The sequence below is a fragment of the Enterobacter sp. ZOR0014 genome, assembly GCF_000798855.1.
Taxonomy (GTDB): domain Bacteria; phylum Pseudomonadota; class Gammaproteobacteria; order Enterobacterales; family Enterobacteriaceae; genus Enterobacter; species Enterobacter kobei.
On the sequence record NZ_JTLF01000311.1, the window covers coordinates 1 to 7,632 of the forward strand.

The window sequence follows — 7,632 nt, forward strand, 5'->3', positions numbered from 1 at the left end:
GGCGCTGGCGGCAGAAATCCCCAGCACGCCAATTTCAGTGGCGGTATCAAACCCGAGACCAAACAGGAAGCCCACCAGGTACATCTGCCAGCTTTTATTGACGAGGCGGAAGGTTTTGCCAAACAGCCAGCTCATCACCCCACCCTGGGCGGGAAGCTCCACGTCGCTGCGGGCCGCATGCCCCTTTTTCAGCGCCTGGAAACTGCACCATACGCCGCGCAAAATCACCATATTCACCAGCGCCATCGCCAGCAGGAAGGTGGCGGAAACGGCGGTGCCAATCAGGCTCCCGGTCTCGTGGAACCATTCCATATTTTTCTGAAACGCCGTGGCGGTGGCGGCGATAGCGATGGAAGCCAGAACCACGATGGTGGAGTGCCCCAGCGAGAACCACGCCCCCACGCCGGACGGGCGTTTGCCCTGCTGCATCATCTTACGCGTCACGGTATCAATGGCAGCAATGTGGTCGGCATCCACCGCATGACGCAGTCCGTAACACCAGGCCAGCAGGCTTGCCGCCATCAGCGCCGTGCTGCCGCTGAAGGTGTGCCATGCCCAGCCCCAGGCCAGCAGATTTGCCATTACCAGTGCCAGCAGCAGAAGCGCGGCGCGAGGTTCATTGCGTAACAGTCGTAACATTTTAAATCCTTTGTGAACATGACCGGGCAGCGGCGACCACCGCCTGCCCGAAGGAGATCGCTCCGTCACCTGCAGGCAGGCGCGAAGGAAAAAGAAGCGTAAAGTCAGAAAGATAATGCCGCAGGCGCGCGCGCAGCAGGCGGTTATGTAACACACCGCCACTGAGGCAGATTGTTGAAAGCGATAAGCGTCGGGCATGGGATGCGGCATGCTCCGACAGCCCTCTGGCCAGCGCATCGTGAAACGCCCACGCGCGCTCGCAGGGCTCCGCCTGCCAGGCAAGCCACTGTTGCCAGAAAAGTGCAAGGTCGTCCACCGACAGCGTAACCGGGTGTTTCACACCGTTGCACCGTGCCGCCAGCGCCTCCAGCCTGCAGGCCGCTTCGCCTTCGTAGCACTGCGTATCGATGCCCAGCGCACAGGCAACCGCATCAAACAGGCGTCCACAGGACGAGGCCCGCGGCGCGTTGATGCCACGCTGGATCGCCGTCGCCAGTAGCGGCCAGTTCTGGCCCTGCACTGCCCGCGTCTCCGGGAACTGCTGCCAGTCAGGCACAAAGGCCAGGCAGTGGGCGAGCAAATTGCGCCACGGCTGCTTCGCTGCCAGATCGCCCCCCGGCAGCGCAACGGCAGGCAGGCCACCCAAATGTTCGCAGTCGACATAGTTCACCCGCAGGCACTCTCCGCCCCACAGCGCGCCATTCTCGCCCATGCCGATCCCGTCCAGCGTCAGGGCGATAACGTCCCCACCGCCGAGCGGCCAGCCATTTTCAGCCAGACACGCCGCCGCATGGGCATGATGATGCAGCACGGTTTCAACGGGCAGCGCCTGCTCCAGCGCCCACTGACGGGCGTGATACGCCGGATGGGCATCGCACACGACGCGCGCGGGCTTAAAGGCATAAACCTGTTGCATCATTGCCAGCGCCGAACGCCACTGTGCGTCGACCCCCTCGTCACTGAGATCGCCAAAATGCGGGCTCAACACAGCCTGATTTCCGCGCACCAGGCAGAAGGTATTTTTCATCTCTGCCCCGGTAGACAATATGGCAGGGATATCGTCAAACCCGGCGGGTAACGTGATGGCATCCGGCACAAAACCGCGCGCGCGACGCAGCATCGTACCATCCCGATCCACCACCGAATCATCCATCCGTTGCAGAATATCGCGGTTGTGCAGCAGGAAGCCGTCAGCCATGTCGCGGAGCGCATCCAGCGCTTCCTGATTCGTCATCGCAGGCGGGCGGCCGCTGAGGTTGCCGGAGGTCATCACCAGCGGACGCTGGCAGTCCATCATCAGTAAATGCTGAATCGGATTCGCAGGCAGCATCACGCCGACACAATCTAGCCCCGGCGCAATGGCCTCAGGCAGCGCGGGAAGCGAGGCTTTGGGCGTCAACACAATGGGCGCAGCAGGAGAGCGTAGCAGGGTCTGCATCGCCTCCGGCAGGTCATCCGCATCGGGGATCATCACCGCCAGCGGCTTCGTCGGGCGCTGTTTGCGTGCCCGTAGCGTCGCCACCGCCTGCGGGTTAAGCGCGTCGCAGGCAAGGTGAAAGCCTCCCAGCCCCTTGATGGCGACAATACCGCCGCTTTTTAGCTTCTCCACTGCGGCGCGCAATGCCGGTTCGCGCGTGGCGACGCTTTCCCCGGCTCGCCACATCAGCGCTGGCCCGCAGTCCGGGCAGGCCACCGGCTGAGCGTGAAAACGCCGATCGGCCGGGTTGCGATACTCGGCTTCACACGGTGCGCACAGCGGGAAGTCGGCCATTGACGTGGCCGGGCGATCGTAGGGCATGGCGCGGATGATGGTGAAGCGCGGGCCGCAATGGGTACAGTTGATAAACGGGTAACGATAACGGCGCTCGCGGGGATCGCGCATCTCCGCCAGGCACGCCGGACAGGTGGCGGCATCCGGCACGATTTGCGTGTCCATCGCCCCGCTCTCGCTCTGGCGGATGGTAAAATCCGTCGGCAGAGCGGACCAGCTAAAGGGCTGCGTGTCTACGTCGTCAATCCGCGCCAGCGGTGGGCAGTCCTGGCGCAGCCTCGCGGTAAAGTCCCCCCCATTACCCGCGAGACGCACCAGGACACCCTCTCCGTCGTTACAGACGTCGCCCGTCAGCATCATCTGGTGCGCCAGCTGCCAGACAAAGGGACGAAACCCCACGCCCTGCACTTTGCCACGCACCCGAAGCTGTACGCCGTTAACGCGCATTGCGACTTAAAACAGCAGCGATGACGAGGTGTCAAACGCTGCGCGACGGCGTTTTTCTGCGCTCATCTGCTCGAGCTTGTCGCGATCCACGCAGACCAGCGCGTGTGTCGGGCAGGCTTCCATACAGGCCGGGCCAGCTTCGCGGTGGTAGCAAAGGTCGCATTTGTTGGCCTCGGCTTTCTCCGCCCGCACGCTCAGGCCCATACCGCTGTTGCGTACTACCGGACGGACAACCACTTCCATCGCGCCATACGGGCAGGCGACCACGCAGGTTTTACAGCCAATGCAGCGCTCCTGCATCACATGCACAAAGCCCTTCTCGCGTTTAATCGCCCCGTTCGGGCAGACGTTCGCGCACGGTGCGTCTTCGCACTGGCGACAAATAGCGGCGGTGGAAATATTCACGCCTTTAATGACGTGGATGCGTGGCAAAAACGTGTCGGGGGTAAGTGATGCGCAATCCTGCTCCGCCTGATGGGAAACCACGCACGCCACTTCACAGGTACGGCAACCAATGCACTTACTGGCATCGGCCATAATAAAACGGTTCATCTGCTTCTCCAGCATTACAGTTATGCGCGGAGCTATTCATAAACCGTGCCAATTATTAACCAATTGATTTTAAATGACTTTAAAAATCACAGCCGCGCTGTCATCGTCACTTATGACGATGACAGCTGTCGACATCAGCAGTGGGGGCCGTCAGTCACGGAGTCGCGCAGGATAAGCTCGCCGGAGAACGTTTGCTGATATTTGAATTCACCGCCGTCGAGCATGAAAATCAGACGACTGATGGTTTCCTGGATCATCTCCGTGACCGGAATACGCACGCTGGAGAGCGAAGGCACAATGTACGGCGCTATCGCCACGTCGTCGAAGCCGATGACTGACACCGCGTCCGGCGTGGCAACGCCGCTCTCGTGCAGCTGTTTAATGGCGCCAATCGCCATGTCGTCGTTGCTCGCCACCAGCGCCGTAAAGCGTTCGCCGCGTGCGAGCAGTTCGGATACCGCCGCCGCGCCGCTGGCCGGGTTCCACTTCCCTTCGGCGATAAGCTCGTCGCGCAGGGCAATACCGTGCTGCGTCAGCGCATCTTTGTAACCAGACAGTCGCTCAACGCCGGTCGGGGAATCCAGCGAACCGGTGATAAACGCAATCTCCCGGTGCCCTTTTGCAATCAGCTGCGACACCGCGTCCTGACAGGAAGCTTTATGATCGGACCAGACGCTGTGGCTGCTGTTTTTCCGCAGGCGGCGGTTGAGCACCATAATCGGCTGCTCACACTTCTCGACGATCGCATCCAGTTCATCCACGTTCAAAAAGCGCGGGTAGATGATCACCGCGTCGCAGCGCATATCGAGCAGATACTGGATCGCCTCGCGCTCTTCATCGGCGCTGTGCTTGCCGTCCGCGAGGATCAACTGCCGCCCTTTCTCTTCCGTCATTCGTGCGGCATGAAACAGCAGTTCGCTAAAGTAGACGCCGTGATAAAGGGTGTTCGTCACCACCAGCCCCAGGGTCTGGGTACGTTTGGTCGCCAGGTTTCGCGCCAGTAAATTCGGGCGATAACCGCTCTCTTCAATGGCCTGAAAAACCCGGTCTTTGGTCTCCTGGCTGACATAGCCATTTCCCGACAGCACGCGGGATACCGTCGCTTTCGAAACGCCTGCCCGCTTCGCCACTTCAAGCATCGTGGTCATGTTGTTATTCCATCTGAATCTGATGAAGCGCAGTGTACTGCACTGCAGAAAAATTGTCGCAGCGGCGAAATCACGCTTTCGCTACCGACCAGTGATCATCATCACGAATTGAAAAAATGACCAAAAATCGATCTTGTTTCACTCAAAGAAACTCATGATGATTATGTGGAACCGGTTTCCTACATTTCACACAACGATAACAGGATCACATCCGATGGCCAAAAATTACGCTGCGCTGGCGAACGACGTTATCAGCGCGCTGGGCGGCAAAGCGAACATCGTCGCCGTCACCCACTGCATGACGCGACTGCGTTTCGTTCTGAAAGACGAAACCCTCACTGACGCCGCGCGCCTGAAAAGCATCAGCGGCGTGCTTGGCGTAGTGCGTAACGACAACCAGTGCCAGGTGATCATTGGCAACACGGTTTCTCAGGCCTACCGCGAAGTGGTAAGCCTGCTGCCCGTTGACCTGCAGCCCGCGGTGCCGGAAGGCCCGCAGAAGCTGACGTTACGCCGCATTGGTGCCGGGATCCTCGACGCGCTGATCGGCACCATGTCGCCGCTGATCCCCGCGATCATCGGCGGTTCGATGGTCAAGCTGCTGGCGATGATCCTTGAGATGACCGGCGTGCTGCCAAAGGGCGCGCCAACGCTTACCATTCTGACGGTGATTGGCGACGGGGCATTCTTCTTCCTGCCGCTGATGGTGGCCGCCTCGGCGGCAGTGAAATTCAAAACAAATATGTCGCTGGCGATCGCCATTGCGGGCGTGCTGGTGCACCCGAGCTTTATCGAGCTGATGGCGAAAGCCGCGCAGGGCGAGCATGTTGAGTTCGCCTTTATCCCGGTGACGGCGGTGAAATACACCTACACCGTTATCCCCGCGCTGGTGATGACCTGGTGCCTGTCTTACATCGAACGCTGGGTCGATCGCATTACCCCGGCGGTGACGAAAAACTTCCTCAAGCCGATGCTGATCGTCCTGATTGCCGCCCCGCTCGCCATCGTGCTGATTGGGCCGCTCGGGATCTGGATCGGGAGCGCTATCTCCGCACTGGTTTACACCATTCACGGCTATCTGGGCTGGCTCTCCGTCGCCATCATGGGCGCACTCTGGCCGCTGCTGGTCATGACGGGGATGCACCGCGTCTTTACGCCAACCATCATTCAGACCATTGCCGAAACGGGTAAAGAAGGGATGGTCATGCCGTCAGAAATCGGCGCCAACCTGTCGCTCGGCGGTTCGTCTTTAGCGGTGGCATGGAAAACCAAAAACCCGGAACTGCGCCAGACGGCGCTGGCTGCGGCGGCTTCTGCCATCATGGCGGGGATCTCTGAACCGGCACTGTACGGTGTGGCGGTACGTCTCAAGCGTCCGCTGATTGCGAGCCTGATCAGCGGCTTTATCTGCGGCGCGGTGGCTGGCATCGCGGGTCTTGCCAGCCACTCGATGGCGGCGCCGGGGCTGTTTACCAGCGTGCAATTCTTCGACCCGGCCAACCCGATGACCATCGTCTGGGTATTCGGCGTGATGGCGCTGGCAGTTGTGCTGTCGTTTGTTCTGACCCTGCTGTTAGGGTTTGAGGATATCCCGGTCGAAGACGAGGCCGAAAAAGCGCGCGCTCTGCAGACCGCGCCGGTACAGAACAACGCAGCAAAAGCATAAATTGAAAGCGAGGTAAGAATGTCTGTTTTTCCACAAGGATTTTTATGGGGCGGCGCGCTTGCCGCTAACCAGAGTGAAGGTGCTTACCGTGAAGGCGGCAAAGGACTGACGACGGTCGATATGATCCCCCACGGCGCCAATCGTCTGGCGGTGAAGCTCGGCAAGGAAAAGCGTTTTTCGCTGCGTGACGACGAGTTTTACCCGAGCCACGAGGCGATTGATTTTTACCATCGCTATAAAGAAGACATCGCCCTGATGGCGGAGATGGGCTTTACGGTATTCCGCACCTCGATTGCCTGGAGCCGCCTCTACCCGAACGGTGACGAACCGCTGCCGAACAAAGAGGGCATAGCCTTTTACCGCGCGGTATTTGAGGAGTGCAAAAAGTACAACATCGAGCCGCTGGTGACGCTCTGCCACTTCGACGTGCCGATGCACCTTGTGACGGAATACGGCTCCTGGCGCAACCGCAAGATGGTCGACTTCTTCGCCCGCTACGCCCGCACCTGCTTTGAGGCGTTTGACGGGCTGGTAAAATACTGGCTGACCTTCAACGAAATCAACATCATGCTGCACAGCCCGTTCTCCGGTGCCGGGCTGGTGTTTGAGGAAGGTGAAAACGAAGATCAGGTAAAATATCAGGCCGCGCACCACGAGCTGGTGGCGAGCGCGCTGGCAACCAAAATCGCTCACGAGGTGAACCCGGAAAATCAGGTGGGCTGCATGCTGGCGGGCGGTAACTTCTATCCGTACTCCTGCAAACCGGAAGACGTGTGGATGGCGCTGGAGAAAGACCGCGAGAACCTGTTCTTTATCGACGTGCAGGCACGCGGCCGCTATCCGGCCTACTCTGCTCGCGTGTTCCGTGAGAAAGGCGTGGTCATTGTCAAAGACCCCGGCGATGACGAGCTGCTGAAAAACACCGTCGATTTTGTCTCGTTCAGCTATTACGCCTCGCGCTGCGCGTCGGCGGATATGAACGCGGGCAACACCAGCGCGGCAAACATCGTGAAGTCCCTGCGTAACCCGCACATCCAGGTGAGCGAATGGGGCTGGGGCATTGACCCGCTTGGCCTGCGCATCACCATGAACATGATGTACGACCGCTACCAAAAGCCGCTGTTCCTGGTGGAAAACGGCCTGGGTGCGAAAGATGTCATTGATGAAAACGGCGAGATTAACGACGACTACCGCATCAGCTATCTGCGCGAGCATATCCGCGCGATGGGTGATGCGATTGAGGACGGCGTGCCGCTGATGGGCTACACCACCTGGGGCTGTATCGACCTGGTTTCAGCGTCTACCGGCGAAATGAGCAAACGCTACGGGTTCGTGTACGTTGACCGCGACGATGCGGGGAACGGCACGCTGGACCGGAAGCGCAAGAAATCGTTCTGGTGGTATAAGAA

General features: G+C 59.8%; 6 protein-coding genes. 2 read left to right on the forward strand and 4 right to left on the reverse strand.

Features of this window, described 5'->3' with window-relative positions:
• The 4 genes from L977_RS17240 to L977_RS17255 form a co-directional block, all read right to left on the reverse strand.
• The coding region (locus L977_RS17240) for a HoxN/HupN/NixA family nickel/cobalt transporter (RefSeq protein WP_047626350.1) at positions 1 to 639 on the reverse strand (639 nt) is incomplete at its 3' end.
• A gap of 1 nt (position 640) precedes the next feature.
• Positions 641 to 2,857 carry a carbamoyltransferase HypF gene (hypF, locus tag L977_RS17245; protein WP_047626351.1) on the reverse strand — a complete coding sequence of 739 codons (2,217 nt, stop codon included), beginning with the start codon at positions 2,855 to 2,857 and terminating at the stop codon, positions 641 to 643.
• 6 nt (positions 2,858 to 2,863) lie between these two features.
• Positions 2,864 to 3,409 carry an electron transport protein HydN gene (gene hydN, locus L977_RS17250; protein WP_008499565.1) on the reverse strand — a complete coding sequence of 182 codons (546 nt, stop codon included), beginning with the start codon at positions 3,407 to 3,409 and terminating at the stop codon, positions 2,864 to 2,866.
• 134 nt (positions 3,410 to 3,543) lie between these two features.
• Positions 3,544 to 4,557, reverse strand: a complete 1,014-nt coding sequence (locus L977_RS17255; RefSeq protein WP_023337691.1) for a LacI family DNA-binding transcriptional regulator — start codon at positions 4,555 to 4,557, stop codon at positions 3,544 to 3,546.
• A 214-nt stretch (positions 4,558 to 4,771) separates the two neighbouring features.
• On the opposite strand from L977_RS17255, the gene ascF reads away from it, so the two are divergent.
• Both ascF and L977_RS17265 read left to right on the forward strand, forming a co-directional pair.
• Complete coding sequence (ascF, locus tag L977_RS17260) at positions 4,772 to 6,223, forward strand: PTS cellobiose/arbutin/salicin transporter subunit IIBC (protein WP_045134085.1); 1,452 nt, start codon at positions 4,772 to 4,774, stop codon at positions 6,221 to 6,223.
• 18 nt (positions 6,224 to 6,241) lie between these two features.
• Positions 6,242 to 7,632 (forward strand): 6-phospho-beta-glucosidase (locus tag L977_RS17265; RefSeq protein ID WP_047626352.1); only part of this gene is annotated, 1,391 nt, incomplete at its 3' end.

Coding starts and splice junctions, on each gene's coding strand:
- hypF (WP_047626351.1), bottom strand. CDS start 2,857: ATGCGCGTTAACGGCGTACAGCTTCGGGTGCGTGGCAAAGTGCAGGGC.
- hydN (WP_008499565.1), bottom strand. CDS start 3,409: ATGAACCGTTTTATTATGGCCGATGCCAGTAAGTGCATTGGTTGCCGT.
- L977_RS17255 (WP_023337691.1), bottom strand. CDS start 4,557: ATGACCACGATGCTTGAAGTGGCGAAGCGGGCAGGCGTTTCGAAAGCG.
- ascF (WP_045134085.1), top strand. CDS start 4,772: ATGGCCAAAAATTACGCTGCGCTGGCGAACGACGTTATCAGCGCGCTG.